Source organism: Candidatus Enterococcus wittei, assembly GCF_002140175.1.
GTDB lineage: Bacteria > Bacillota > Bacilli > Lactobacillales > Enterococcaceae > Enterococcus_B > Enterococcus_B wittei.
Genome location: NZ_NGMO01000003.1, coordinates 608,055 through 633,369, shown reverse-complemented (window position 1 = coordinate 633,369; position 25,315 = coordinate 608,055). Strand labels below are relative to the sequence as shown.

At 35.4% G+C, this 25,315-nt stretch carries 40 protein-coding genes and 1 other annotated feature; of the genes, 31 read left to right on the top strand and 9 right to left on the bottom strand.

Features of this window, described 5'->3' with window-relative positions; all coding sequences use genetic code 11:
* Window positions 1-474: 474 nt before the first annotated feature.
* Window positions 475-1,116, bottom strand: a complete 642-nt coding sequence (gene cbpA / locus A5844_RS10710; protein ID WP_086285166.1) for a cyclic di-AMP binding protein CbpA — start codon at window positions 1,114-1,116, stop codon at window positions 475-477.
* Between the two features lie 160 nt (window positions 1,117-1,276).
* Between cbpA and rpmG the strand changes: the two genes are divergently transcribed.
* From rpmG to A5844_RS10660, 10 genes are all read left to right on the top strand, one after another.
* Window positions 1,277-1,429, top strand: coding sequence for a 50S ribosomal protein L33 (rpmG, locus tag A5844_RS10705; RefSeq protein ID WP_002294578.1), 153 nt, complete (start codon window positions 1,277-1,279; stop codon window positions 1,427-1,429).
* Between the two features lie 17 nt (window positions 1,430-1,446).
* Complete coding sequence (gene secE / locus A5844_RS10700; protein WP_086285165.1) at window positions 1,447-1,617, top strand: preprotein translocase subunit SecE; 171 nt, start codon at window positions 1,447-1,449, stop codon at window positions 1,615-1,617.
* Window positions 1,618-1,716: 99 nt separating this feature from the next.
* Complete coding sequence (gene nusG / locus A5844_RS10695) at window positions 1,717-2,262, top strand: transcription termination/antitermination protein NusG (RefSeq protein WP_086285164.1); 546 nt, start codon at window positions 1,717-1,719, stop codon at window positions 2,260-2,262.
* A 110-nt stretch (window positions 2,263-2,372) separates the two neighbouring features.
* Window positions 2,373-3,275, top strand: a complete 903-nt coding sequence (locus A5844_RS10690; protein ID WP_086285163.1) for an alpha/beta fold hydrolase — start codon at window positions 2,373-2,375, stop codon at window positions 3,273-3,275.
* 498 nt (window positions 3,276-3,773) lie between these two features.
* Window positions 3,774-4,616 carry an ABC transporter permease gene (locus tag A5844_RS10685; protein WP_086285162.1) on the top strand — a complete coding sequence of 281 codons (843 nt, stop codon included), beginning with the start codon at window positions 3,774-3,776 and terminating at the stop codon, window positions 4,614-4,616.
* The gene (locus A5844_RS10680) at window positions 4,603-5,382 is read left to right on the top strand and encodes an ABC transporter permease (protein WP_086285161.1); all 780 of its coding nucleotides are present in this window, start codon (window positions 4,603-4,605) and stop codon (window positions 5,380-5,382) included. Before A5844_RS10685 ends, A5844_RS10680 begins: the two co-directional genes overlap by 14 nt.
* 62 nt (window positions 5,383-5,444) lie before the next feature.
* A complete protein-coding gene (locus tag A5844_RS10675; RefSeq protein ID WP_086285160.1) occupies window positions 5,445-6,485 on the top strand; it encodes an ABC transporter ATP-binding protein in 1,041 nt (346 codons plus the stop codon).
* Between the two features lie 26 nt (window positions 6,486-6,511).
* On the top strand, window positions 6,512-7,573 hold the full coding sequence (locus A5844_RS10670; RefSeq protein ID WP_086285159.1) for an ABC transporter substrate-binding protein: 1,062 nt from the start codon (window positions 6,512-6,514) through the stop codon (window positions 7,571-7,573).
* 110 nt (window positions 7,574-7,683) lie between these two features.
* Entirely contained in the window at window positions 7,684-9,408 is a 1,725-nt protein-coding gene (locus A5844_RS10665; RefSeq protein WP_086285158.1) for an adenine deaminase C-terminal domain-containing protein, read from the top strand.
* The gene (locus A5844_RS10660) at window positions 9,405-10,715 is read left to right on the top strand and encodes an amidohydrolase (RefSeq protein WP_086285157.1); all 1,311 of its coding nucleotides are present in this window, start codon (window positions 9,405-9,407) and stop codon (window positions 10,713-10,715) included. Before A5844_RS10665 ends, A5844_RS10660 begins: the two co-directional genes overlap by 4 nt.
* A gap of 321 nt (window positions 10,716-11,036) precedes the next feature.
* Here A5844_RS10660 and sdaAA read toward each other — a convergent pair whose 3' ends face one another.
* Window positions 11,037-11,909, bottom strand: a complete 873-nt coding sequence (sdaAA, locus tag A5844_RS10655) for an L-serine ammonia-lyase, iron-sulfur-dependent, subunit alpha (protein WP_086285156.1) — start codon at window positions 11,907-11,909, stop codon at window positions 11,037-11,039.
* Between the two features lie 15 nt (window positions 11,910-11,924).
* A complete protein-coding gene (gene sdaAB, locus A5844_RS10650) occupies window positions 11,925-12,593 on the bottom strand; it encodes an L-serine ammonia-lyase, iron-sulfur-dependent subunit beta (RefSeq protein ID WP_086285155.1) in 669 nt (222 codons plus the stop codon).
* Between the two features lie 307 nt (window positions 12,594-12,900).
* Between sdaAB and rplK the strand changes: the two genes are divergently transcribed.
* The 4 genes from rplK (at window position 12,901) to rplL (ending at window position 15,341) form a co-directional block, all read left to right on the top strand.
* Window positions 12,901-13,323 (top strand): 50S ribosomal protein L11, encoded by a 423-nt coding sequence (gene rplK / locus A5844_RS10645; protein WP_086285154.1) that lies wholly within the window; start codon window positions 12,901-12,903, stop codon window positions 13,321-13,323.
* A 104-nt stretch (window positions 13,324-13,427) separates the two neighbouring features.
* Entirely contained in the window at window positions 13,428-14,117 is a 690-nt protein-coding gene (gene rplA / locus A5844_RS10640) for a 50S ribosomal protein L1 (protein WP_086285153.1), read from the top strand.
* Between the two features lie 78 nt (window positions 14,118-14,195).
* Window positions 14,196-14,323: a sequence feature (ribosomal protein L10 leader region), on the top strand.
* 93 nt (window positions 14,324-14,416) lie between these two features.
* Window positions 14,417-14,920: a 50S ribosomal protein L10 gene (gene rplJ / locus A5844_RS10635; RefSeq protein WP_086285152.1), complete on the top strand. Its 504-nt coding sequence runs from the start codon at window positions 14,417-14,419 to the stop codon at window positions 14,918-14,920.
* 52 nt (window positions 14,921-14,972) lie between these two features.
* Window positions 14,973-15,341: a 50S ribosomal protein L7/L12 gene (rplL, locus tag A5844_RS10630; RefSeq protein WP_086285151.1), complete on the top strand. Its 369-nt coding sequence runs from the start codon at window positions 14,973-14,975 to the stop codon at window positions 15,339-15,341.
* A gap of 88 nt (window positions 15,342-15,429) precedes the next feature.
* On the opposite strand, the gene A5844_RS10625 is transcribed toward rplL, so the two are convergent.
* The 3 genes from A5844_RS10625 to A5844_RS10615 all read right to left on the bottom strand — a co-directional run bounded on the left by A5844_RS10625 (window position 15,430) and on the right by A5844_RS10615 (window position 17,720).
* Window positions 15,430-16,623: a site-specific integrase gene (locus A5844_RS10625; RefSeq protein WP_086285150.1), complete on the bottom strand. Its 1,194-nt coding sequence runs from the start codon at window positions 16,621-16,623 to the stop codon at window positions 15,430-15,432.
* Window positions 16,624-16,709: 86 nt separating this feature from the next.
* Entirely contained in the window at window positions 16,710-17,177 is a 468-nt protein-coding gene (locus tag A5844_RS10620) for a toxin (protein WP_086285149.1), read from the bottom strand.
* Window positions 17,178-17,201: 24 nt separating this feature from the next.
* Window positions 17,202-17,720, bottom strand: a complete 519-nt coding sequence (locus A5844_RS10615; RefSeq protein WP_086285148.1) for a helix-turn-helix domain-containing protein — start codon at window positions 17,718-17,720, stop codon at window positions 17,202-17,204.
* Between the two features lie 162 nt (window positions 17,721-17,882).
* Between A5844_RS10615 and A5844_RS10610 the strand changes: the two genes are divergently transcribed.
* Together A5844_RS10610 and A5844_RS14675 are read left to right on the top strand one after the other, a co-directional pair.
* Window positions 17,883-18,107, top strand: a complete 225-nt coding sequence (locus tag A5844_RS10610; RefSeq protein ID WP_086285147.1) for a DUF739 family protein — start codon at window positions 17,883-17,885, stop codon at window positions 18,105-18,107.
* A gap of 31 nt (window positions 18,108-18,138) precedes the next feature.
* Window positions 18,139-18,273, top strand: a complete 135-nt coding sequence (locus tag A5844_RS14675) for a hypothetical protein (protein ID WP_256924552.1) — start codon at window positions 18,139-18,141, stop codon at window positions 18,271-18,273.
* Here the strand turns inward: A5844_RS14675 and A5844_RS10605 are convergent.
* Window positions 18,259-18,465, bottom strand: a complete 207-nt coding sequence (locus tag A5844_RS10605) for a hypothetical protein (RefSeq protein WP_086285146.1) — start codon at window positions 18,463-18,465, stop codon at window positions 18,259-18,261. The two genes, A5844_RS14675 and A5844_RS10605, sit on opposite strands and share 15 nt — an antisense overlap.
* Before the next feature lie 82 nt (window positions 18,466-18,547).
* On the opposite strand from A5844_RS10605, the gene A5844_RS10600 reads away from it, so the two are divergent.
* Window positions 18,548-18,766, top strand: coding sequence for a Thoeris anti-defense Tad2 family protein (locus A5844_RS10600; RefSeq protein WP_086285145.1), 219 nt, complete (start codon window positions 18,548-18,550; stop codon window positions 18,764-18,766).
* Here A5844_RS10600 and A5844_RS10595 read toward each other — a convergent pair.
* A complete protein-coding gene (locus A5844_RS10595) occupies window positions 18,763-19,110 on the bottom strand; it encodes a hypothetical protein (protein WP_086285144.1) in 348 nt (115 codons plus the stop codon). The genes A5844_RS10600 and A5844_RS10595 overlap by 4 nt on opposite strands.
* A gap of 74 nt (window positions 19,111-19,184) precedes the next feature.
* Between A5844_RS10595 and A5844_RS10590 the strand changes: the two genes are divergently transcribed.
* On the top strand, window positions 19,185-19,433 hold the full coding sequence (locus tag A5844_RS10590; protein WP_179190590.1) for a hypothetical protein: 249 nt from the start codon (window positions 19,185-19,187) through the stop codon (window positions 19,431-19,433).
* A gap of 107 nt (window positions 19,434-19,540) precedes the next feature.
* Here A5844_RS10590 and A5844_RS10585 read toward each other — a convergent pair whose 3' ends face one another.
* Complete coding sequence (locus A5844_RS10585) at window positions 19,541-20,023, bottom strand: DUF2321 domain-containing protein (RefSeq protein ID WP_086285143.1); 483 nt, start codon at window positions 20,021-20,023, stop codon at window positions 19,541-19,543.
* An 86-nt stretch (window positions 20,024-20,109) separates the two neighbouring features.
* Between A5844_RS10585 and A5844_RS10580 the strand changes: the two genes are divergently transcribed.
* The 13 genes from A5844_RS10580 (at window position 20,110) to A5844_RS10535 (ending at window position 25,311) form a co-directional block, all read left to right on the top strand.
* Window positions 20,110-20,391, top strand: a complete 282-nt coding sequence (locus tag A5844_RS10580) for a hypothetical protein (protein ID WP_034866115.1) — start codon at window positions 20,110-20,112, stop codon at window positions 20,389-20,391.
* A gap of 48 nt (window positions 20,392-20,439) precedes the next feature.
* Entirely contained in the window at window positions 20,440-20,604 is a 165-nt protein-coding gene (locus A5844_RS14330; RefSeq protein WP_179190589.1) for a hypothetical protein, read from the top strand.
* Window positions 20,582-20,803 (top strand): hypothetical protein, encoded by a 222-nt coding sequence (locus A5844_RS10575; protein ID WP_086285142.1) that lies wholly within the window; start codon window positions 20,582-20,584, stop codon window positions 20,801-20,803. Before A5844_RS14330 ends, A5844_RS10575 begins: the two co-directional genes overlap by 23 nt.
* Window positions 20,797-20,931, top strand: a complete 135-nt coding sequence (locus tag A5844_RS14670) for a hypothetical protein (RefSeq protein WP_256924551.1) — start codon at window positions 20,797-20,799, stop codon at window positions 20,929-20,931. Before A5844_RS10575 ends, A5844_RS14670 begins: the two co-directional genes overlap by 7 nt.
* Window positions 20,924-21,154 (top strand): hypothetical protein, encoded by a 231-nt coding sequence (locus A5844_RS10570; RefSeq protein WP_086285141.1) that lies wholly within the window; start codon window positions 20,924-20,926, stop codon window positions 21,152-21,154. The genes A5844_RS14670 and A5844_RS10570 overlap by 8 nt, the downstream gene beginning before the upstream one ends.
* 107 nt (window positions 21,155-21,261) lie before the next feature.
* Entirely contained in the window at window positions 21,262-21,696 is a 435-nt protein-coding gene (locus A5844_RS10565; RefSeq protein WP_086285140.1) for a hypothetical protein, read from the top strand.
* A 20-nt stretch (window positions 21,697-21,716) separates the two neighbouring features.
* Window positions 21,717-22,457: a hypothetical protein gene (locus tag A5844_RS10560; RefSeq protein ID WP_086285139.1), complete on the top strand. Its 741-nt coding sequence runs from the start codon at window positions 21,717-21,719 to the stop codon at window positions 22,455-22,457.
* 258 nt (window positions 22,458-22,715) lie between these two features.
* Window positions 22,716-23,516: a rolling circle replication-associated protein gene (locus A5844_RS10555; RefSeq protein WP_086285138.1), complete on the top strand. Its 801-nt coding sequence runs from the start codon at window positions 22,716-22,718 to the stop codon at window positions 23,514-23,516.
* Between the two features lie 4 nt (window positions 23,517-23,520).
* Entirely contained in the window at window positions 23,521-23,748 is a 228-nt protein-coding gene (locus A5844_RS10550; RefSeq protein ID WP_086285137.1) for a hypothetical protein, read from the top strand.
* 109 nt (window positions 23,749-23,857) lie between these two features.
* On the top strand, window positions 23,858-24,136 hold the full coding sequence (locus A5844_RS10545) for a DUF3850 domain-containing protein (protein WP_086285136.1): 279 nt from the start codon (window positions 23,858-23,860) through the stop codon (window positions 24,134-24,136).
* 1 nt (window position 24,137) lies between these two features.
* Window positions 24,138-24,443, top strand: a complete 306-nt coding sequence (locus tag A5844_RS10540) for a hypothetical protein (RefSeq protein WP_086285135.1) — start codon at window positions 24,138-24,140, stop codon at window positions 24,441-24,443.
* A 28-nt stretch (window positions 24,444-24,471) separates the two neighbouring features.
* Window positions 24,472-24,612 carry a hypothetical protein gene (locus A5844_RS14325; protein WP_165380862.1) on the top strand — a complete coding sequence of 47 codons (141 nt, stop codon included), beginning with the start codon at window positions 24,472-24,474 and terminating at the stop codon, window positions 24,610-24,612.
* Between the two features lie 90 nt (window positions 24,613-24,702).
* Complete coding sequence (locus tag A5844_RS10535; protein WP_086285134.1) at window positions 24,703-25,311, top strand: hypothetical protein; 609 nt, start codon at window positions 24,703-24,705, stop codon at window positions 25,309-25,311.
* Window positions 25,312-25,315: the final 4 nt, after the last annotated feature.

Below are 25,315 nucleotides of genomic sequence, written 5' to 3'. Positions count from 1 at the left end.
GTATAAGACATCTTGAATCCTCCTTATGAATGGTTTCGCCAAATCAATTCTAAAGGATTTCAAGGTGTCTTTTCTATCTTTTTTTCTCAATAAAAAAGATGTCAGTGGAATCCACCAACATCAAAAAGTATAGAGCCCTTTTGTTCTACGCTTTCAATACATATAAAGGGCGGGAGAAAAAGCAATTTAAACGGAAATAAGCGCTTCTGTCCTGACTCTTTTTCTTTTCAGATGATAAAGAAGAGGCGAAAACAAAAGCTGATATCCCAAATCAATAGGAAGAAAGAAGTCGTTTTTTCAAAAAATAAGACGGGAAATCACGAAAATAAAAAAATCTATTTTCGGATTTTCCGGCTTATTACTCTGAGCTAGACACACAGGCTCAATATCTTTTTTTGAAGAGTGGTTTCTTTTACACTTAAAACTGTCCGTATTCATTTTTAATGACTTTTTTGTTGATACGCGAAAGTTTGTTTATCTTTCGCTTTGTAAGTTTTCGATTTCGATCACTTTGTAATTTTTCTTTTCCAAGTGTTTCACGATGGTATCGCATACTTTTTGATCTGTGTTAGCAGGTAATGTAATCAAGGTACGACGAATGAATTCATCTTTTTCAATATCTAAAGTGATACAACTGGCGATGCTACTATATTTAGCGATAATTTTAGAAATTGTAGCTAAGTCTCCTTGTTGACCAGTTGAAGCAATCGTTAATACATAACTCCCTTGTTCGACACTCCATGATTGGGAAAGCATCTCAAGCAATGTACTGTGAGTTAAAATACCATAGAAATGATTGTTCCCGTCAAGTACTGCAATATAAGGAAGTTCTTTGATAGTAAAGAAGATTTTGAAAAAAGAAGTATCCAAATAAATGAACTTTGTTGCATTTTTTAATAGATGAGTGACAGGCAACGTCATATCACCACCGTTAGCTTTATGACGATAAATGTGCATTTTATAAATATTTCCACGGAAGATATTACCGGAAGTATCTAAAATAGGTACACAACGATAGCCAGAAGATTCTAAGATTTCCAAGGCTTCTTCTAATGTGTTGGTTTCAGTGACTGTCGTTAAATCTTTCTTTTTATAGACAAGTGTTTTTAATAGCATATCCATACCCCCAGATGTCTTGTATTTAATTCATTTCTCATCAATCATATCATAAGTAAAATAAAAACAATAGAGCGTACGAGGGCTAATTGACAGAAAATAGTTTACGTGATACTGTTATATGGTATAAATTTGATTTTCAGTGAGGAGGTTGGAACGGATGGCAAAGAAAAAAGCAGCATTGGCATGTTCCGTTTGCGGTTCTCGTAACTACACTAAGTCGGTTAGCGAAGGAAAAAGCGGCGAGCGTTTGGAAATCAACAAATTTTGTAAATATTGTAATCAATACACATTACATAAAGAAACAAAATAATAAGTAGGAGGGGCAGCATGAAATTTCTAAAAAGTGTTAAAGCTGAAATGAAACAAGTTACTTGGCCTAGCAAAAAGCAATTACGTAAAGATACGTTGGTCGTTATTGAGACATCCATTATTTTTGGCTTGATGTTCTTCGTGATGGATACAGCGATTCAAACTGTATTTGACTTGATTTTAAAATAAGCAGCTGGTAAAAAAACAAAAACGGTGCTATAATCCAATTGAGGAAAAACTTCGGGAAACTGGGGTTTTTTTATTTTACAATGAAATGAGGCGCCTTTAATGGAATCTTTTGAAAAAAATTGGTATGTGCTTCACACATACTCTGGTTATGAAAATAAAGTAAAAGCAAACATCGAGTCACGTGCGCAAAGTATGAAAATGGCTGATTTTATTTTTCGTGTGGTTGTTCCTGAAGAAACAGAAACAGAAGTAAAAAATGGAAAAGAAAAAGAAATCGTTCATAAAACATTTCCTGGATATGTCTTAGTCGAAATGATCATGTCTGATGCATCATGGTACGTTGTACGGAATACCCCAGGGGTTACAGGTTTTGTTGGTTCTCATGGTGCAGGAAGCAAACCAGCGCCATTATTACCAGAAGAAGTGAATCACATCTTACGATCAATCGGTATGAGTCTACGTCAAAGCGAACTGGAGATAGAGGTTGGCGAAGTAGTGAAAATCATCGAAGGTGCATTTGCTGGTTTAGAAGGACAAGTAACTGAAGTAGATGAAGAAAAAGAAAAACTAAAAGTGAACATTGATATGTTTGGTCGTGAAACAAGTACTGAACTTGATTTTGATCAAGTAGATAAAATCGACTAATAGGCTAGATCAATATGCTTTTAGATTTTTAAGATAAAGGGGGAGTTGAGATAGCTTGAGTATCTCAACTCTTTTTTTGTGACATTATACGTGAGAGCGGAGGGACAAGGATGATACTTGGCAACAAATGGAAGTTGAAAAAGGGGTTTAGTATTTTATTACTGATCGGTTTGATTTTTCTAGTAGGGTGTCAGACAGGAAAAGACACCGTTCAAAAAAAGAGTACTACAAGTGAAACTACTATGACGAGTTTGAGTAAAGAAGAAGCGATTGAAAAGACAGTGACACCGACTTTGTTTATTCATGGCTACAAAGGCACGGTTAACTCATTCAAGGGGATGCTTCAACGTTTGGAAGAGCAGGATAATGGAAAAAAAGAATTGACTCTGTATGTAGATGCCAATGGCAATGTCCGAGCTGAAGGTGAGTTATCGAAACAAGCAACGAATCCGATGGTACAAGTCATATTTGAAGATAATGAAAACAATGAGTGGAATCAAACGGATTGGATTAGGGCTTGTCTACTTTACCTACAAATAACTTATCAAGTGGATCAAGTCAATATTGTCGGGCATTCCATGGGTGGTGTGAGTGGCTTGCGTTACTTAGTGACTTATGGACAAGACACTTCGTTACCAAAAGTCGATAAGTTTGTTGCACTAGGTGCTCCTTTCAATGATTTTGTAGATGATAGTGGTCAGTCCGTAACCGATGAATTAACCAACGGTCCAGCCGTAGTTTCTTCCCGTTATCAAGATTATCAGACACTAGTTGGGAACCTTCCAACCACGACACAGGTTTTATTAATTGCAGGTCAAATCAGTGAAACGGATGTTAGTGATGGTACAGTACCTGTAAACAGCGCACTAGCTGTCTATGCGTTAATAAAACAACATGGAAACGAAATCACAGAGCAAATCATTCAAGGAACAAATGCATCGCATAGTATGTTACATGAAAATAAAGAAGTAGATCAAGCAGTTAATCAGTTTCTTTGGAAAACCGATGGATAATGGAGTGAGCTGATAAGTGAATTTTTTGTTTTTTACGAAGAAAAATAGGTCAAGGGATTTCTTTAGTTACCTGTCCTGAATTTGAAATTATACGAGCTGTAAATATCGAAGGATTGTTTTGCTGATGGGAGAAGTCGTCTAAATGAACTGGTATTTTGTTTGATTGCAAAAAGGGTTTACTTTACATTCTTTTTTGAATGTTTGGTAAATCCTTTTTTGTTCGTTTTTTTAATTTTATTCTAAAACCTAATTTATTGTAAGACCCAATATTCGCTAGTTTATATTTGGGAAATAGTGAGAAAGATCATTAAAATAGGGCTAATTCTTTATATATAAATGAGCATATATATATAAATTTCCAACAAACACGAACCATTTTAAAAAAAGAGCATTTTTTTTAAGGTTAAACACGTTATTTATGAACATAAATATAAAAAAGGTTGAAAATGTTCGTTCTTTTTCTTATAATGATACGGAACACGAATGAGGAGGAAGGAAATGAAGAAGAATGTTCCGTATTTGATCATTGCACCAGGGACGATCTTATTACTATTTTTTATGATTTTGCCATTGGTCAATATTATTTGGCCAACGATTTTCACTGAAACGGGGGCAGGGTTGAGTGCCTACGTTCATTTTTTAACGGATGATTACAATTTGAAAATTTTTCTTCGGACGATTCGCGTTTCTGTGATTGTGACGTTGATTTCTGCCATTTTTGGGATTCCAACAGCCTATTTTATTGCCGGTATTGGTAAAAAATGGAAAAGCTTGCTAATGGCAATGACGATGTTCCCGTTACTGACGAACTCTGTTATTCGAAGTTTTGCTTGGATCAACATTCTAGGTAAAACTGGTGTCGTTAACAATCTGTTGATGCGAATGGGGATTATCGAGCAACCTTTGACCTTATTGTATACAGAATTTTCAATTGTTATTGGCTCTGTTTATCTATTCTTGCCAACTATGATTATGACTCTTGTGGGGGTCATGGAAAATATTGAAAAAGAAACGATTGAGGCAGCAGAAACCTTAGGAGCTAGCCCGTTTAAAACGTTCTATCAAATCGTCTTGCCTCTTTGTATACCAGGAGTGATTGTCGGAAGTATCTTGGTGTTTACAGGTACATTAACTGCTTATACCACACCACAGCTTCTAGGTGGAAATAAAAATATGATGATGGCCACATTTCTTTATCAAAAAGCTTCGACTTTAGGTGATTGGACTTCAGCTAGTGTCATTGCACTGATTATGATCGTCACCACCCTAATTGTGAATAAAGGTTTGAATATGATTGCTACTCGTTTAGATCGGAGGGAAATGGACCATGCGCAAGCATAAAGGAATGACACTCATCGCATTATTCGTTTTTGCTTTTCTATTCCTGCCATTGGTGATCGTGATCGCCACCTCTTTTGGAAAATCATCTACAATCCAATTTCCAATCGAAGGATTTACATTGGATTGGTATCAAAAAGCATTAAACTCTGAAACATTTATGGATAGTTTTAAATTAAGTTTATCAATAGGCTTCGGAGCCACTGTTCTTGCTTTGCTGGTTGGCATTCCAACTTCCTATGCGTTGTCTCGTTACCACGTGAAAAGCAAACAGCTATTTAAAAGTTTTTTCTTATCGCCAACCATGATCCCAGGAATTGTAGTCGGGTATTCTCTATTCCAATATATTGTTATTAAATTGAGTTTACCGGTAATCCAAGCATTATTGATTGGGCATTTTTTAATCAGCTTGCCATACATCATTCGAGTAGTAGGCTCAAGTATGGAGCAATTGGATTTTTCAATTGAAGAGGTCGCCTGGACATTAGGATGCACAAAAATTCGAGCATTTATGCAGGTTGTCTTGCCTAATGTTTCCTCGGGGATTTTCGCAGCATTCATGTTAGCATTCGTCAATTCATTCAATAATGTACCAGTTTCTATGTTTTTGTCTGGACCTGGTGTGTCCATGTTACCTACTTCGTTATTAAGCTATATTGAGTATACCTATGATCCTACTGTGTCGGCAATTTCAGTAATGATTATGGTATTAACGGTTTTCTTAATGTTTATGATTGAAAAAACACTAGGGTTAGCTTCGATTGCCTGAAGTTTTTTTGAAGAAAACTGTGAACACATGAGAATGTTTGGGAAATCAAGAGGAGGATAACCGTGAGTTTTGTAAATTTGAACAACATCCGTGTGACTTATGACGGAAAACAAAATATATTAGAAGATTTATCTATTTCGATGGAAAAAGGAGAGTTGGTTTCTTTATTAGGGCCTAGTGGCTGTGGTAAAACGACGACCTTACGTGTCATTGCCGGATTAATTTCGCCTAATGAAGGCTCCTTTCTTTTAGACCAGCAAGAATTAGTGAATGTGCCTGTTCACAAGCGTAATTTTGGGATGGTGTTCCAAAGCTATGCCTTATTTCCTCATTTGACGATTGCTGAAAATGTTGCTTTTGGATTAAAGCTGAGAAAAGAAAGCAAAGAGGAAATTGCCAAAAAAGTAGCGGATATGTTGGTAATTTGTGGCTTGGAAAAACTAGGTGATCGATACCCGAAACAACTGTCCGGAGGCCAGCGTCAAAGAGTGGCTCTAGCTCGTGCATTGGTGATTGAACCGAAACTTTTGTTGTTAGATGAACCTTTGAGCAACTTAGATGCGAAATTACGTGTCCAAATGCGGATCGAGATCAAACGTCTTCAACAGCAGCTTGGGATTACGACAGTATTTGTTACACATGATCAGGAAGAATGCTTCTCGATTTCTGACAAAGTAGCAGTGATGAATAACGGAGTGATCGAGCAATATGACACACCTGAAATGATCTACCGTCATCCTAAAACGCGATTTGTCGCTCATTTTATCGGTTTTGAAAATTTCTTTTCTGTGAAGCAAGTGGAAGAAAATCGCTATCAGGCAAAAGGAGATGTATTTGAAACATCTTATCCGCAACCACCAGCAATGGATATTGTAGCAACGATTCGCCCAGAAGATATTGAAATTGCTTCAGAAGAGAAAGGAAATCAAGTCTTAGGTGTAGTAAAAGTCAGAACATTTCTTGGAAAAAGTTATCAATATGAAGTAGCCACTAACTTAGGTACATTTTTAGTGAACGGTACTGATAAGCAAATCTATCAAGCAGGTGACCAAATCAGCCTGCATTTTCCAAAAGATAAAATCGTTCTTTTGGAAGAGGAATAAAGTAAGAAGAGAAAAGGGGAATAAAAGTGAAAAAAAGATTTCTAGTAGGTTCGTTAGTTTTAGCCAGTATGTTTGCATTGACAGCTTGTAAAAGCGGAGAGGAAGCAAATTCAGCAGAAACAAAAGAATCAAAAGATTTAGTTGTATCAACATTTGGTCTAAGCGAAGATATTGTTAAAAGTGATGTCATGAAGCCTTTTGAAAAGGAATTTGATGCCAAGATCACGTTGGATCTTGGAAATAGTGGGGATCGTTTTAATAAACTGATCAGTAATCCTAAAGGGATCGATGTCATTGAGTTAGCCCAGGCCAACTCAGCGGATGGAGCATCTCAAAAAGCATTTGAAAAATTAGATGAAACGAAGATTCCTCATTTAGGTGAATTGACTGAAGGAGCAAGAGAAGTCTTTGAAAGTGGAGCTGGTGTTCCAATTGCAGTCAATAGTGTTGGTATTGTTTATGACAAAGAAAAAGTCGGTAAAGAAATCACTGACTGGTCGGATCTATGGGATACCGCTTTGAAAGGAAAACTCTCTATTCCTGAAATCACTACCACTGCTGGTCCATTGATGATGTATATTGCAAGTGAACACGCAGGAGTGGCTATTGAAAAGGATAATGGTGAGGCAGCATTTGAATCTCTAGAAAAGTTGAAGCCTAATATTGTTAAGACCTATGCGAAATCTTCTGACTTAGCAAATATGTTCCAAGCTGGAGAAATTGAAGCTGCTGTTGTGATGGATTTTGCTTATGATATCGTCAAAGGTGATTCTGATACAATCGAGTATGTTGTTCCTGAAAGTGGCACGTATGCCAACTACAATACCATCAATATCCCCAAAGAAACGGCAAATAAAGAATTAGCTTATGAGTTCATTAACTACCGTATCAGCGAAGAATCGCAAAAAACAAAGGCACTTTCATTAAATGAAGCACCAATCAATAATGAAGTGGAATTAAGTGAAGAAGAAGCTGGTAACATGACCTATGGAGCTATTGCAGATCGAGCGAAAACAGTAGACTTTGATTTTGTCAATGGACAGATGACCGACTGGATCGATCAGTGGAATCGTTTGATCAACCAATAAGCTCTTACGCTGTATGAAAACTTATTGATAAATAATTAATGGGGCTGAGGACGTTGTTTGTTCCAGCCCTATTATTATCTGATCATTAGAAAAAGAAAGGGTGGACGGAAGTGGAAATTGATCTATTAATTAAAAATGCCCAAGTGTTTAATACAGTGAAACAGTGCTTTGAGACAAAAAATGTCACTGTAATCGGTGAAAAGTTTTACTATATTACACCGACAGACGTTAGCCATTTGCAAGCTGCTCAAGTGATTGATGGACAAGGGAAGTACGTGGTTCCGGGACTGATCGACAGTCATATGCACATTGAAAGCTCGATGACAACACCAACTATTTTCTCAAAAGCAGTTTTACCATTTGGTGTAACAACAGTGATTGCGGATGCTCATGAGATGGCAAATGTTTTTGGGATCGAGGGCTTGACGGAATTTATGGAAGCTAAAACGGAACTGGATATTTTTCATGCCATTCCCTCCTCAGTCCCTTCAACAACACCTGAGTTAGAAACGACGGGAGGAGTGATCGGTTTAGCTGAAGTAAATACGCTGTTGACACACCCCAAAGTGATTTGCTTCGGTGAAGCAATGAATTTTCATGGGATTGCCTATGAGCCAGATTCGTTGATCCGACAGCTCATTGATTTATGCAAAGAAAAACGTCCAACGATGCCATTGGAAGGTCATTGCCCAAAAATCTATGGGGAAGAATTGGCTGCATTTATGTATAGCGGGATCTCTTCCGACCACACGCATCAGTTTCCTGAATCACTTGCAGAAAAAATTGAAAATGGCATGTTTATCCAATTTCAAAATAAATCGATCACCCCAGAGAATATAGCTGTTATTATAGAGAATGAGTATTATGAATATACTTGTATCGTTACGGATGATGTGATGGCGGATGACCTATTGGAAGGCCACCTAAATGAAAATCTGAAGAAAGCTGTTGCTGCCGGCCTGACTATCGAAAAAGCAATCTATATGACGACCTATACACCAGCTAGAAGAATGGGTTTAAATGATCGAGGCATGATTGCTCCCGGACGACTGGCAGACTTCATTCTCTTAGACGATTTAAATGCATTTTCCATTGCAGCTGTGTATAAATCTGGTAAGCAAGTCTATCAAAAAGGTGAAACTATCGCTTTTCCTGAAACAGTTGAACCATTCCCAATTTCTTATAGACGAACTGTCCATTGTAAGTCACTGACAACAGAAGATTTGCAAGTGGCAGTACGAACGGATTTGTCAAGTGTTCGCTGTAATGTGATTCGCAAACATGAAGTTGGGACATTTACTGAAAGAGTGACGAAAATAATCCCAGTGACAAATGGGTATCTGGACTGGGAGAATTCCGACTGTTCTTTGTTAGTCGTTATGGAGCGTTATGGTAAAAATGGTAATATTGCCTATGCATTGATGGAAAAACCGATTGTCACACCGGGGAGTATTGCAACGACTTGGGCACATGATCACCATAATATGATGGTAATGGGGGACAATAAGAGGGATATCTTACTGGCGCAGCAAAAATTGCTGGAAATGCAAGGCGGATATGTAGTAGTAAATGATGGACAAATAGTCGCCCATTGTCCTTTACCGATTGGTGGTATCATTTCGCAAGCGCCTATTGAAAAACTAGGTCAGGATCTAAAAGCAGTACGTCAAGCAATGCAAAGATTAGGCTATAAAAATAGAAATGAAATCATGTCTTTTTCAACCTTGTCCTTACCAGTTTCCCCAGCAATCAAAATGACGGACAAAGGAATGATGGAGACAAAGACTCAGAAATTCTATCCTTTGATTTTTCCAGAAGATGGGGCTGCCTTATGAGTACTCTAATCAAAAACGTCCATGTTCTGACAATGGATGACCAGATGACTGAATATAAAAATGGCTATGTTCTGATTGAAGGTAATCGGATTGCTGCTATCGGTGAATGGCAAGAAGGGCTACATTCCTCGGAAGAAGTGATTGATGGAGAAGGAGGATTACTATTGCCGGGTTTCATCAATACTCATACCCACGTTGGGATGATTCCCTTTCGTTCCTTGGGAGATGATGTTCCCGATCGTCTACGTCGGTTTTTATTTCCGCTAGAAGGCTTTATGACAAAAGAACTCGTAGCTGCTAGTGCGGCTTATGCAATTAGTGAGATGTTGCTTAGTGGCGTGACTGGTTTTTGCGATATGTATTACTTCGAAGATCAGGTAGCAACAGTTTGTGATCAATTCAATATTCGGGCAATAGTGGGTGAGACGATCATTGATATGCCGGTTTGTGACAACCCGAAGCCTTCTGGTGGATTAGATTATTGTGAAACTTTTCTACCTAAATGGAAAAAACATCCATTGATTACTCCAGCACTTGCGCCACATGCACCTAATACGAATTCTTATGAAGGATTACAAAGAACGGTGGAACTAAGTGAACGTTTTGATGTCCCAATCACCCTTCATGTAGCGGAAATGGACTATGAGATGAAGGAACTGGCAGAGAGTTATCAGAAAACGCCTTTTGAATTACTAAAAGAATTAGGTTTTATGGAGCGACCATTAATTATGGCTCACTGCATCCATATGACGAATGATGATATTGATTTGACAGCTAAATATGCCGATCAAGTAGCGATTACTCATTGTATTGGTGCCAACACAAAATCTGCGAAAGGTGTCGCTCCTGTGAAAGAAATGCTTGCTGCTGGTTTGACAGTGGGGCTAGGAACAGATGGACCAAGCAGTGGCAATACATTGGATCTTTTTACACAAATGAAATTATTTGCGAATTTCCATAAAACATTCGAAAAAGATCGTGCTATTTTTCCTGCAAAGGAAATAGTCACTCTAGCGACTAGAAGTGGAGCAGAAGCTTTGAAGTTTAAAGAGGTTGGAAAACTGGTGGTAGGGAACAAAGCTGATTTGGTGATGGTTGAAACAAACTCAGTCAATATGTTTCCTATTTTTGATCCCTACTCTGCACTGGTATACTCTGCGAATCCATCTAATGTGGCGCATGTATGGGTAGACGGAAGACAGCTTGTGAAAAATCATCAATTGGTTCATCATGATTTAGGGCATATCAAGGCGGCACTCTATGAGCAAATGAATCGGTTTGTTTCAGAAGCGAAAAAGCGTATGTAAGCTCTATGAAAATGCCACTGTGAAGAGTATGGAGAAATATAATAGAGTAGGCTTCAGTGAGGGACAGACATATAGTTGGATCTTTGGAAATTGAATGTATAATATGCAAAAAGTCGAATCATCTGGACGAAGGGGAGCATGAGAAATCCTCTGTCATCCAAATGATTCGACTTTTTCATGACCTTAGCTAAAATAGTGGTTCAAGAAGCGAACTTTCGATTATCGGTCAGTAAATCGAAAATAGGAGAAGCTATTTTTTTATCTTATTTTTCAAAACGAGTCTGTTCTTAATAGAGTGAAGAAAATGTTAAATCCAGAAATTTAAGTTCTTTTTTCTAAGATTTCTTTTGTTAATCTTTTCGCTGTTGGTGTGACTGCTAAACCGCCTTCTGCTGTTTCTTTGAAGATAGAGGGCATTTGTTTACCTACTTGGTACATGGCAGCAACGACTTCATCAGGTGGGATGACACTTTCAATTCCAGCTAAAGCCATGTCTGCAGAGATGAAAGCTTGAGAAGAGCCTAGTGCATTTCTTTTTACACATGGAACTTCGACAAGACCTGCTACGGGATCGCAAATCAGTCCCATCATATTTTTTAAAGTGATAGCCACTGCTTGAGCAGCTTGATGAGGTGTGCCATTCTTAGCGCAAACTAAGGCAGCTGAAGCCATAGCACTTGCCGATCCGACTTCTGCTTGGCAACCGCCTTCTGCACCGCTAATCGAAGCATTGTTCGCAATGACTAAACCAAAAGCACCCGCTGTAAACAAGAAATCAAGTTGCTGTTCATGTGTTAACTGGAGTCGCTCGCGAACAGCCATCAAGACACCAGAAACGACACCTGCACTACCAGCAGTCGGGGTGGCACAAATCAACCCCATTTTAGCATTGACTTCATTGACAGCAATAGCATTACGGACAGCTGATAGAATCGTTTCACCACTTAAAAAATCTCCTTGCTCAAGGTAATCAGTTAATTTTTTAGCATCTCCACCAGTAATACCTGTCACTGAGGTAACCCCTTCGCTACCTTCAGTAACGGATTGCTCCATAACAGCAAGGTTTTTTTCCATGATCTCAAGGATCTGTTGGCGTGAACGACCACTCATTTCCATTTCAACAGCAATCATCAGTTCTGCAATACTTGGATAGTTTTTTGCTTGTTGGACTAATTCTTCAATTGATAAAAACATGTTTTGCCGTCTCCTTTAATCAAAATAATTCACGCTGTCCACATTGGATACTTGTTTCAGCTTGTCAATCGTCGGCCTTGTTGGCGGATCATCTACTTCGATGATCATGATGGCATTTTCGCCTTTTGATTCGCGTGTAACGGTCATTGTACCAATGTTTGCACTCGCATCAGAAAGAATATTGGTTACTTTTGCAATCATTCCAGGAACGTCTTGATGAACGATGATCAAGGTCGGTGTTCCCATGCTGAGAGAGATTTTAAAACCGTTTAATTCAGAAATTTGAATATTTCCGCCACCAATAGAGATGCCTGTCACGGAAAGTTTACGTTTTCCCTTTGCTAGTACCATCTTCACTGAGTTAGGATGTTCTGCTTTTTCTCCTTTAGGAACGAATAAGACTTCCATTCCAGTATCATAGGCTATTTTCAATGAATCAGCTAATCGTGGATCATCTGGTTCCATCCCTAACAAACCACCGACTAATGCGATATCCGTTCCGTGTCCACGATAAGTTTTTGCAAAAGATTCGTAAAGGTAGATATCGACTGAATCTGGTTGTTCACCAAAAATACTGCGGACGATTTTTCCGATTCTCGCAGCACCAGCTGTATGAGAACTACTTGGGCCGATCATAACAGGACCGATAATATCAAAGACACTTCTGTATCTTAACTCTTTCATTTTTTCACCCCATTAGTATTTATTGAATCATTATGTAAATGTTCTATCCAGCCGTAAGTTTAGCATAAATCAAGCATTTAAAAAGGGATTTCCGGTATTTTTAACGATATATTTAGAGATTTCCTTTAAAATAGAACTATTTTCAGAAAAAATAGGTTGAAAAAAAATAGAATTTTGCTATACTATATCAGTGTGCATTTGTCGTGCGCACAACATGTCGGATAATTTTAGGATTAGAAGATAGTACGTGGGAGGAGAAATATGCATCTCCAATTAACCACATCACGGACTTAAGGAGGTATGTCTCGTGGCAAAGAAAGTAGAAAAAATCGTTAAATTGCAAATTCCTGCAGGGAAAGCAACTCCAGCTCCACCAGTAGGTCCTGCACTAGGTCAAGCGGGTATCAATATCATGGGATTCACAAAAGAATTCAATGCTCGTACAGCTGATCAAGCAGGTTTGATCATTCCAGTTGTGATTTCTGTATACGAAGATCGTTCATTCACATTCGTTACAAAAACACCACCAGCTGCAGTATTATTGAAAAAAGCAGCGAATATCGAAAAAGGTTCAGGCGAACCAAACAAAAATAAAGTTGCTAAAGTTTCTAGCGATCAAGTAAAAGAAATCGCTGAATTAAAAATGGAAGACCTAAACGCAGCTGACATTGAAGCAGCAATGCGCATGGTTGAAGGAACTGCACGAAGCATGGGGATCACTGTAGAATAATTTTCTACACCCTAAGAAAGTAGCTTCTCGGTTGGCTCTATATTGAAAGATATAGAACACGTGGGAGGTACAACCGCTATAACCACAATCAAGGAGGAACCAAAATGGCTAAAAAGAGCAAAAAAATGCAAGAAGCATTGAAAAAAGTTGATTCAAGTAAAGTTTATCCTGTTGCCGAAGCAGTAGCTTTAGCAAAAGAAACAAACATTGCAAAATTTGATGCAACAGTTGAAGTTGCATACCGTTTAAACGTAGACCCTAAAAAAGCAGACCAACAAATCCGTGGAGCTGTAGTATTACCAAACGGAACTGGTAAAACACAAACTGTTTTAGTATTTGCTAAAGGCGATAAAGCAAAAGAAGCTGAAGCAGCTGGTGCGGACTTCGTTGGTGACGACGACATGGTCCAAAAAATCCAAAACGGATGGTTTGACTTTGACGTAGTTGTTGCAACACCTGATATGATGGCTACTGTTGGTCGTCTAGGACGTGTATTAGGACCTAAAGGCTTAATGCCAAATCCTAAAACTGGTACTGTAACAATGGACGTAACAAAAGCTGTGAATGAAGTAAAAGCAGGTAAAGTAACTTACCGTGTGGACAAAGCTGGAAACATCCATGTACCAATCGGTAAAGTATCTTTCGACAATGAAAAACTGGTTGAAAACTTTACAACAATCCATGATGTATTAGTGAAAGCTAAACCATCAGCAGCTAAAGGTCAATACATGAAAAATATTACTGTAACAACAACATTTGGACCTGGTATCCATGTAGACCAAGCTTCTTTCTAATTCATAATTAGAACGTTGATTGATCCAACTGAAAAATAATTCTTGACTCAACTAGTTTAGCATGCTAAGCTAGTTGAGGTTAATAATTAACTTGTACCGAAGACAGTAGGTGGCTTTATGCCTTAATCTCCTACCGAGGACGTTTATTGAATATATTCAATAGTCCCTCTATGTCTGCGGTGGCATAGAGTTTTTTTATTGTGAATCACTAGGCACGAAGTGAGTAGCTGATGAACAGATACAACTGATCCAGTTGTAAATAAACTCTTCCATCAAAATTCAGGAGGTGAAACTCAAAAATGAGTGAAGCAATTATCGCAAAAAAAGCAGCAATCGTTGATGAAGTAAGCGAAAAATTCACAGCAGCAGCATCTGTAGTCGTTGTTGACTACCGTGGTCTAACTGTTGATGAAATCACACGTTTACGTAAACAACTTCGTGATGCTAACGTAGAAATGAAAGTTATCAAAAATTCAATCCTTTCTCGTGCCGCTAAAAAAGCTGGCCTAGAAGGCATGGACGAAGTATTCACTGGACCTACAGCTATTGCCTTCAGTAATGAAGACGTAGTAGCACCAGCGAAAATCATGGACGAATTTGCTAAAGAAGCAAAAGCATTAGAAATCAAAGGCGGTATCATCGAAGGTAAAGTATCTTCATTGGAAGAAATCACAGCGTTGGCAAAATTGCCAAACCGCGAAGGACTTCTATCTATGCTTTTATCTGTACTACAAGCGCCAGTCCGCAACGTGGCTTACGCTGTCAAAGCAGTGGCAGAAAAAGAAGATGGAGATGCAGCTTAATTGCCGCATAGTATAAATAAAAAAATAGAACATTTAAACGGAGGAAATTATAATGGCATTGAACATTGAAAACATCGTTGCTGAGTTAAAAGAAGCAACTATCCTAGAACTTAACGACCTAGTTAAAGCTATTGAAGAAGAATTTGGCGTATCTGCTGCTGCTCCTGTAGCTGCAGTTGCTGCTGGTGGCGCTGCTGCTGCTGAAGAACAAACAGAATTCACTGTAGAATTAACTGCAACTGGCGACCAAAAAGTGAAAGTTATCAAAGCAGTTCGTGAAGCAACTGGCCTAGGCTTGAAAGAAGCTAAAGCTGTAGTTGATGGCGCTCCTGCACCAGTTAAAGAAGGCGTTTCTAAAGAAGAAGCTGAAGAATTAAAAGCTAAACTTGAAGAAGTTGGCGCTTCTGTAACAGTTAAATAATTGACTCATTCGTTGAGTATTGGAGAACCCTTGGGCGACAAGGGTTCTCTATTTTTACTTATTTTTTGACCATGTAATTGACTATGTTTTAAAATGTAGCAAAATTAGCAAATTGTTTTTCAAAATTCTGTTTTGCTTTTTTCGTCACATGATTATAGATATTTAGTGTTGTTTGAATATTGGAGTGTCCCATTCGTTCTTGGATCACTTTTAGCCATTGACTAATGTCACCATCTTGTGATTGTTCCATAGCACTTTCAAAAAGCAAGCTACAATGAGTATGTCTAAACCCATGGATTTTTATATTCTCAAAACCGTATTCATTACATATTTTTTCTAACCAACGATTGGGAGTGGTGGGCGCTACAATACCATTTTTTTCAGTAGTAAACAATAATTGTTCTTTATTTAAAGAAATCCCACGTTTAAAAAATTCTTCTTTTTGTAGCATAAACCATTTTTTTAACACCATCATCGTTTTATTATCTATGCTTAACGTTCGTTTAGATGATTTTGTTTTAGTCGTTTTTCCTAACACTAATTCACCTTTGGAATTTTTAGTTATAGTTCTTTTTACAGTTATTTCAGATTTTGAAAAGTCGATTTCATTCCAAGTTAATGCTAACATTTCACCTTTTCTTAATCCTGAAAAAGCAACTAGCCTAAAAAATGTGAATACATGATAAGGTTGTATTTTTTCTACAGTTTCAAGAAATTTTATTAATGTATCTTTTTCATAGAATTTAATACGATCCTCAGCAACCTTTTTTCTAGGTGTATCAATAATTTTCATAGGATTATCGGAGACTATCTCTAATTTCTGTGCATAATTAAATACTTTAGTAGTATATGCTTTTAATGCACCAAAAGTTGCGTACTTTTCGTACCAATCATTTACAACTTTTTGGCAATATGCGGGTTTAATATGTTCGATGCGGAGAGCGCCGAAAACGGGAAGTATCTGCTTTTTGAACAAGCTTTTTACTCGTATAAAAGTATTTGGTGTTACTGTTCTTTCGTACGATTCTTTCCACAGTTTATACACATCTTCAAAAGTATATTTAATTTTTAAATCCCTATTTGATATTCCTTTTTCAGCCACTTCAATTTTCAAACGTGAAAGAGCAAGATCAGCTTCTTTCTTTGTTTTAAATCCTCGTCTTGTAGTAAATTTTTGTTTTCCCGTTAATGGATCGGTACCTAAATATACTCGAAACATATAATTTTTTGTACCATCTTTTTTTGTATACTCTTTTATTGATTTACTGTACTTTTGAACCATTTCATTTAACCTACTTTCTTTACTTTCAATGCTCGCCAGCGTATAGAAAGAAATGTGTAGGGAATGTATGTTCTTTTTTTGTGAAATTAAAATTCTTGAATGTTAATACAAGAATCAGTTATAAATGTAAATGAAAAATTTTTATAAATAAAAGTAGTGCCATATCTTTCTCTAATATGCTTAATCGCTTTATAAACATATTCAGGAGTGAACCCTAAAAATTCAGCGCATTCCCAATAATAAGTGTGTCCAAGTTTCCAAGAATCAATTAAATCATCAAAGCTTATTGCAAGTTCAGTACCATAATTTCTTGCTAAGGTTTCTTGTTTTCTATTTTCAATAATATTTTGTGAAAGAATAATTCCAGCGCTTGTTTTATAATGGGCATACTCTTCATAAAGTCGTTCTTTTTTATCAATAGTATTCAAAGACTTTTCAATAAAAATAGTACCTCTATAGAAGTAGCCTGTATCTTTTGTATTTTCGATAAGGCTAACTTCTTTTATCGGTAGTTCTTTGTTAAACTTATCCACCAACAGTTCATAATCATTCATACAACAACACCTACACTTACTTCATCATTTATCAATAAATTGATCTAAATAATTCATAATCCCTTTTATTTCTTCTTTAGAATAAACACGTCCATCAATTTCAGAATGGGCGGCTAAATCAATTACTTCTTCTTTATCCTTTTTAGGAATATGAGTTATCTTGCTATCTTGAGAAGCAAGTTTTTGTTCAGCGTAGTTATATATGTCTTGTTGGTTTTCTTTATTTAGTTGGTTAAAAATGGGAGTAATATTAATTTCTTGTGTGTCGTTTTCATCATTTCTCTTTTCATCAGGTACTCTATCTTTTGGAACATCAAAGCCCATCAACCAAGCTTCATTAACATTTAAAGTTTTACCTAATAAATATAACTTATTCTGATCTGGGTTAGATTTTCCATTAACATATTGGGATAGATGACTTTTAGACATTTTTATACCGAGTGATTTTTGATAAGGGATAGACATATTTAATATATCTACTTGTTTTAAGTTTCTTTCCGACATTAGTTGTTTAAGACGATTTGCGGGACTAACTCGTTCCATTGAATATCCCCCTTTCTATCGCTAAGTATACAGAACCATGAACTTAAGTTCAAGATAAAAAGTTAAAAAGATTGAACTTTTTATCTTGACGGAGATTTTCTATTATTGTATCATGTATTCATGGAGTTCAAATATTTTAACTTTAGGAGAGGAGGAAAACTTATGTGTTATGATTACTCATCACTTCTTGGAAAAATTGTAGAGAAATACGGGACTCAATTTAATTTTGCGATTGCTATGGGTTTATCTGAAAGAAGTATTTCTTTGAAATTAAATGATAAAGTTCCATGGAAAGACAATGAAATTATGAAGGCTAGTAAACTATTAGATTTAGATATGACGGATATTCATAAATATTTTTTTAAAGAAAAAGTTCAAATATTTTAACTTTAAGATTGGAAAGGTGGTGGGAAGATAGATGGAAGAAAGAAAAAAAGTAATCAAAACTATTTATGGATACATTGATAGTTACTTTAAAGATGAAACACAAACGAAAAGCCCTAAAATGGTTGTAGCCATTTCAGAGCTATTGAAAGTGCTAGTTAAGTTCTAAGAAACGAATTTCATCGCCATTCAATACAATAGTGTTTGTACCTTTAAATTTGTAAGTAATACTAGGAGAAATAAAAAATTTATCAATAGTATCTTTCGTAACAGTTACTAGGTTACCAGATGAATAAAAAGATACTTCTGTAAAATCATTTACAGTAATTGAAGATCCACTTTTTAAATAAATATTTAACATGTAATTCACCTCCATTCTATAAATCAAGTATATCACTGTAAAAATATTTTTTTTGAAAATAATTGAGAAAGGTGGTGGGAAGATGAATATTAAAGAAGCTATTGATATTGCTTTACCTAAAGGAACAGCAATCAGTAGAAAAAAATGGCAGAAAGAAGAAAGAATGTTATGGGTGATTCCTACAAATACATCTGCTTGTATGATTTTGCTTAGTAATGCAGAACCTATAGAACAAAAACTTCTTTTAGGATGGCAACCTACAGCGGAGGATTTACAAGCAGATGATTGGGGTACCTATTAATTTTTAGAAGGTAGTAAGGATTTTAAAGAAGCTAGAGATTTAAGAACATCTTCAATTTTATTTCCAGTTCTGTGTTCCATATAGTTAATACCTTTTGTTGTTAAAGAAACATATTGATAGATATCGGAACCGACAGTTCCAGTAATTAAGTCGAGCTGCTTTAATTCGTCAAGTAAACCCTTTACATCTTCTTCCCAAATTTCTGGTACTAGTTCAGCTATGTTTGATTGATGTCCGAAAATTTTAGCTTTATCTCTAGGGACACCGTTATTGAAACGAATTAAGAACTCTTTATACATGGCTGTTAAAACGTATTCTGATTCTTTAGGAATTTCTATATTCATAGTATCACCTCACTTTCATAAAGATTATACATCTATGGAAGTAAAAAATAAATATACAGAAAGGCGGTGAGAAGATGAATAAACTTGATACAAAACGTATAGCGAGAGCTTTAGAAAGTATTGCAAAAAGCCTTAATATCATTGCGGAAGACACTAAGGTTAACCGTGAATTAAGACAAGAACAAGTAAAGATGTTTAATGAGTTAGAAGAGAAAATAAACGATTTAATAGAAGACCCTTTTAGTTTAAATAAGGTATCAGATAGAAAGGTATATGAAGATGCAAAGAAAGGTAAAGAAAAAAGCAAAGAAGATGCTCTATAAAAATCTATATTTTAAATATCTAAAAAGAAAACACGATTATACCAACTGTTATTGGTGCAATCGTGCAATTAAGAAAAATTCCAATTATTGCCAGTGGTGTGGAAAATCTAATTTGGGAAAATAGTTTTTTTAACTGATTCAGAAAGAACATCTACCAGCAAATTATATAGGGAATCTTTAACCAAAGCAGAAGCTTTAGAAAAACCTTTTTTAAATTTAGCTTCAGCAAGCTTTGTTTTAGGTGTATCAACTAGTAAATCTGGAATTGCTGTTTTGATTAGCTCTTTGTCAGTGTCAGAAATTTCATCATCAAGAGCGAGTAATTCAGTTGCACTTTCCATTATTAACTGTGTCCAAGGATACGGATTAGCACATTTTTTACAGTAATAAGGTAATTCAGCTGTACGTGCACGTAAGTCAACTATACCTTCTACTTTATAGTAACCCTCAATTGGATAATGACATTCTTGGCAGGTGGAAATAACTTTTTTTCCACATTTTTGGCAAAATTCTTCGGGGGCTTTTGGATCGGTGGACACAACGCTAATTTGATGTCCATTAATACAAACTTTTTGAAATTGCTGTCCCATAACATTCACCTCACTTTCGTATTAATTATAGCAATAAATGAGATGGAAAATACAATACAAATTAATGAAAGAAGGGAAGTGACAATATGGAAGTAATGTTACCTATACAATTACCAGATTCATTTAAAGATGAACTAAAAGAAGATATTAAAAATTTAGCTTTAAATGTATTTAGCCAAACAGCACAGGGATTAGAAGATTTACCACCATATGCAAAGAAAGCAGAAGTGAAAAAAATCCTTCATATAGGGGAAGATAAGTTAAATCAATGGTTTAAAGAAGGCTTACGCTTAGTAAAATTTTCATCCAATGATTATCGAATTGATAAAGAAGAATTAAAAATGTTTTTAAATAGTAGAAAAATATAAAAACGCTCGCCAGCGTATGGAAAGAAAAAAGGATGGAGAGATAAATATATGAAACAAAAAATAAAACGAGCGTTACCAGATCTTATTTTATTGCTGGTAATCATTTATTTAACAACGATCAATACAATTGCAGGAATTATAATGGTGATTGCTTTATTTGCTATCGCACTATTATCAGAAGGAGAAGGAAATGGACGTAAAAATATACAATGAAATAGTTTTAGAAAGTGATGAAAAATGTTTGTGTCCACGTTGTGGGATTAATTACTTAACAAAAGATCCAAGAGGGAATGCTAAATCAAGATATGTGAAAGATATTTTTATTTGTTCACTATGTGGAATTGATGAAGCAGTAATGGAGATGTTTGGGCAGAAAATGCCAATTGAGAAATGGAGTTGTAACGCATGGTAAAGAAAAAACAAAAAGGCTATTTCAAAAAGCCTACCCAAGTATTGAATGAAGTTGAAGTAAAGAAAGTAAATAGAATATATAAGTCATTACTTGAAGAAATGAAAAAAAGAGGTAGAAAGAATGGCTAAAGTAAATACATTAAACACAATTGAAAATATTATTGTTGAAGATCCCGAAAATGGTATTTCAACAATTAGTGCTACAGAGTTTTTCTTTAATATATGTGAAGGTGTCGTTTCCAAATTGCTTAGATTAGTAGAAGGGCGTTTAGTTGAAGTTGGCGATGTTAAATATTATATCGCACCAAATTTTGAGCATGACAAAGTAGTACATGCTTATTTAGAAAGTTAGTTGATTCTTATGGAAAAAAGAACAAAGAAAAAACTGTGCAGGGAAAACTACACAGCAAACAAAAAGTTAAGTTGTTTAAATTATAGCATGAAAGGACTGTAACGCAAGTGGAAAATATCAATTTAGATTTATCAACGATTGGAGAAGGCGCATTACAAGAGCGTTTTATTGCTTCAATGGAAAAAGTAATTGAAAACATTCTTGATCTGAATACAGAAGCAACAAAGAAACGTTCTATAACTATTCAGCTAGATTTTATGCCAGATGAATATCGGGAAGTTACAAATATTGAAATGCAAACTAAAGAAAAACTAGTACCACGTACACAAGTATCCGCCCGAATGATTGTTAACAGAAGTTTTGAAACGGGATATCCAGAAGCAAACGAACTTTTAAGCAATGTAAAAGGACAAACTTACATGGATTTCCAAAAAGGAGAGCCAGCAATAGATACTGGGCAACCAGTTAGTGAGGTAGAAAAACAGGAAACTATCAAAGAACAAGTAGAACCAACCGTTATTGATTTTAGAAAAACAAATTAATTATATAAAGGAGAATGAACATGTCAGAAGAAAATATTAAATCAGCTTTACAGTATGCAGTAAATTTAGCAGAAGGACAAAAGGTTATTCATGAACAGCCGAATGGAAAAACATTTTATGATGCAAATAAAGCTAGCTTAAAAGAACTATACCCAATTCCATATGCTAATTCATTAGAAGTTAATTCGCTAACAGGGTTAGTTGATTACTTAAAATCACGCCCAGATTGTTTATTTTCACCACTTATTTTACATGTAGAATCCCCAATATTAGTTAAAGTTTTAAGTCCACTTAACGAAGATCGAAAGCGGGAATGTTTAGTTTATGCCAAAGCAATTTTAGATAAATTTCCATTCAGTCGTTTCATGGATTCCGAAAGCTTCATTATTAATATCATGTCATTGTTTGATAGAACAGATGATGCAGAAGCAATTAGAGCTTGTGCAAGTTCTTTAAGAATTGAAGGGGGAGCAGATATTAAAGATGATGGGACTTCTCAAGTAGTAGCAGTTAAACAAGGGGCTACAGTCCAGCAAGCGAAAGTACCAAGCCCAGCAATTTTAAGACCATACAGAACATTTTTAGAAGTAGAACAACCAGAAAGTCCGTTTATTTTTAGGGTTAATGATCGTGCAGATTGTGCTTTATTTGATGCGGATGGTGGTTTATGGAAGTACGAAGCTATGAACAATATTAAAGAATATTTAGCAACAGCGTTAAAAGAAGAAATTGAAGATGGATTCATAAAAATAATTGCATAAATTGACAAATAAAAATAGCAAAACCATTGCCCGAAAAAGTGTTCGGGCTTTGGTTTTGCTGAAAATAAAAAGACCGAGATTTACAAAAGCAAATCCAAGTCTATAGTTCTCTCGACAAGAAAACTATAACATAATTTTGCTTTTGCAACAAGAGTTAACGCCAGACTTCAAGGCGTTTAACGTCCTTGTATAGGGTATTAACATTCACGGGAAACTATAAAGTGAAAAATATCAAAGGTGATAAGGGGTAAGCAAAATATGTTTATAAGAGAAAAAGTATTGGCTTGTGGAGATTATGTAGAAGTGGATTTGATTCCTAGAACTGCACATGCAGAAAGAGCAGTAAGAGGTGTTCGAGCAAAAAAGAAAAAGTTATCACGACCAGCACAAGAAAAAGTAAATCATAAAAATTCAGCAAGAAGTATTACACAATTAGCAAATGGGAATTTTAAAAATTATGAAGATTATTGGTTAACATTAACTTATCAACCTAAGTTTTTACCTAAAACACTAGAAGAAGCAGAAAAAGAAATAAAAAGATATTTAGAACGTTTAAGTTACCGTTGTAGAAAAATAAAGAAAGAATTGAAATATATTTTAGTGACGGAATATGAAGTAGATGAAGAAGGGAACCAAGTAAAAAACTTCCATCATCATTTAATAGTTAATGGTGTTTTAGATCGTGAAGAGATAGAAGGTTGCTGGTCAAAAGGTCGTGGCAAAAATAAAGAAATGATCGGGCGGGCAAATTGTCGCCGTTTACAATTTGATAATAACGGTATTGCAGGTATTGCTAATTACGTGATGAAGCCACGATTTGGCAAACGAGGTAAAAAGAAGTGGTCAAGTTCACGTAACCTAAAAAGACCAACACTTATTACAAATGACTATAAATATACACCAAAGCAAATAGAAAAAATGGCTTTATCAAATGATTACGGAGAAGAACGCCTAACACGTATTTATAAAAATTATGATATTACCGAAGTTCAACCAATTTATTATGAGGATACAGGATGGCATTTTTATTTAAGAATGTGGAGGAAAAAGAGGAGGTAGAAGCTTGTTAAATGAGGAAAGGTTAAAAATCATTTTAGAAAAGTATTTTGAAAGAAATCACCTTATTTTTGAAGGTGCATACCCAATTAAGGAAAATGGTGAAAGAAAAATGATTATTCGTGTATTTGGAAAGAAAGGAAATTTTTTGATGAAAATGGGAAATGATGGGAAATTATGGTGCCAATCATTAAAGGGGAAATGGTTTTTAATAGAGAGTTACGCAACGGAATGAAAACAGAGATAAATGAATCCGATGTAATAAATGACAAATCAAGCATTTTTTACACTAAAGAATAAAAAACAAAAAATTGTCCCGAAAATCGGACAAAAAGGAGGAAAAAATGATTCATGAGTTAAAAATTTTACACGAATATTTTGAAGCCGTTACAAGTGGACGGAAGCAGTTTGAGGTTAGAAAGAATGATCGTGGTTTTAAAGTTGGTGATCAACTTGTTTTACGTGAATATAAAGAATATATTCGACAAGAACTTTTTAGCGGACGAAAGCAATCGATGCTTAATTATACAGGAAATTCATACAAAGCAGAGATTACTTATATCACTGATTATGCTCAGAAAGATGGTTATGTCGTTTTAGGAATTAAAGGTAGGAGGGATTAAAATGAAAAATAAAGAAATTAAGGAAGAGCTAACTAGATGTTTTGTTACATGGATAATTATTCCGTTTGCGTTGATTTTGAGTGGTTGCATAACAATGTATTTATGGAATGGAATTATAAGTAAAACTTTTGGATTGAATATATTGAATTTTTGGCAAGCACTGGGATTGGATATTTTTGTTAGTTATCTAACATATGGAGGGAATAAAGGCGAAGACAAACGTTCAAATTATGAAGTGTTTGTATCAACAATAGCAAAAGCTTTATTATTTTTACTATTAGGCTTTGTAATCATTCATTTAATTTAAACATGAAACTTTGACTGGAAGTGTTTTGGTGGAAAAGAAAATAACGATTAGATGCGAGGATAAAGAAAAAGAAATAGTTTTACCAATGTATGGTGAAATCACTCTAGAAATACGAAATGGCGAAATTATTTATATTGTGAATAATGAGCGGGAAAAATGGCAAAAGTAAATTATATAAAATATATCTGACCGAAAAACGGAGGGTATGCAAACAATTTTGTTTGTGTGCTTTCTGTTTTTTATTTTGGAGGGAGAGTATTTGGAAGAAGAATTATATACACCATTATTTATTCAAAGCATGTTAGAAGAAACAATTGAACTAAATACGAATTGTTTTGTTGAGGAAAGAATAGATTTTGAACGAGCAATAAATAGCGTTGTTTTAACTGGCAAGCAACGTTTAATTATTGGCTGTCTATTCGGGCTACGTCTAAATATTGAACAAGTAGTAACTTTATTCAATTTCGGATTTATGGAGTTGCAGAAAGAATTAGAAGAAGCCAGTGAAGCAATTGAAGCTGTTATGAATGGCTGTAAGCAACCTATGTTAAAAATAAAAAAATCAGAAGCTAGAACTCTTTGGCAATATTTCAGTGAATTAGTAGACGGAAAAATAAACATTTTTGATATTAATTTAGCGGTACAACGTGATTTGTTAATGTTACTTGCCGAAAGATTTGGCGATATTGTAGCCTGTGACGGGCTTTTACAACTGGTAAATGGTTTTGATAGAGAAGAGGACAGTAGACCGCTAGAAGAACAATACCCATTTCATAAAGAATCAAGTGGTAAGAAAAATGCTGGCAATGACTATTTTTATAATCAAGATAAACAAAACAATGTTGTTTATTCAACAAGAGAAATTTAGAGGT